The organism is Psychrobacter sp. 1U2, assembly GCF_051847575.1.
The window spans coordinates 1-1,133 of record NZ_JBPYDC010000392.1 but is presented as its reverse complement, the minus strand read 5'-3'; the positions used below and the strand labels follow the sequence as shown (position 1 = coordinate 1,133).

Genomic DNA, 1,133 nt, shown 5'->3' with positions numbered 1-1,133 from the left:
TATGACTGAGGGCAAACCATCGTCATTACGACCAGTACTCGCCATCTCATCACTCATCAGACCAATGATGGGGAGATCAAGGTTTTGCTCTTGCACGATACCAACGACATCGGTGAAGCTTAAGTCATAGGCGCGCCCAAATACCAAGACGTCCCACTGTTGACGTAGTGACTTTAATAGCTCCTCTCTATCATCCAAAAACCCAAGATTAACTTCATCGTAGTAAGCAGATAATAAGCTGACTAAACGCTCGGCATAAAGCTGATCTTCGTCTATAACTAGGAGATTTAGGACAGATTTGGTACGCATAATAGGCCTTTTTATTCTTATAACCGTCGTGACAGTATACTAGATTATGATTGGACTTGAGCAATGCTTAATTTTGTATAAAAGTATTGATTGTAGCAATCTTATCCAGCTAAATCTGTATCACTTTATACTGACTAAACTCTTCACTATTTAGTAAACATTGCTGTAAACAGAGTGTTTTTTGTTTGTCATTGATACGCAGCATGACTTTGTCATTGGTTTGGAAATGATGAGAAGGCACTATAATGCTAAACTCTGTCTGTAAGCTCTCATCGCCAGCCACCATGAAAGCTGGCATAAAGCTTTGGCCACGATGGTCTCTAATATCCAAACGTAAAGCGCAAGCTGTCAGTACATGCCCAAGTACCTGCCATTCAACCTCAATAGGTTTATTATCAAGATTGAGCCAGCGTACCATACCCATTGACCATTTACACTTGCTGTCATTATGTGAATATTGCAACAATAACAGACTCATAAAACTAAGTGGTGGCGGTGCTATATTAAGTGTGTCGCTACTGTCCGTCTCGGCGTCTAATATGTCTGCTTTGGGCAAGCTTGATCGTTGTCCTTTCGCCTCATCATCTGTCTTTGACAGTGGCACCACTAAATCTTCTGGAGACAATAAATGTAAGACTCTCATCTGTGATGCTATGTCTGTGCTATCAATTACCTCTACTTCAAGGACACCCTGTGTATCGCCCTTCTTGGGCTGTGTATCATAGCGTGGCAGCTGCTCAACTGCCAACTCTCTGGCAGCTATCAAGTCTACTAAGCTCTTTGCACCAGCCACTTTATAATGAATGTTATTAAAACCACCAATG

The 1,133-nt window shown here is 41.7% G+C and carries 2 pseudogenes; both read right to left on the bottom strand.

Annotation, left to right across the window (positions count from 1 at the left end):
• Positions 1–309, bottom strand: a pseudogene (locus ACS8FD_RS16075) (EAL domain-containing protein); the annotation flags it as partial.
• Between the two features lie 109 nt (positions 310–418).
• Positions 419–1,133, bottom strand: a pseudogene (locus tag ACS8FD_RS16070) (hypothetical protein); the annotation flags it as partial.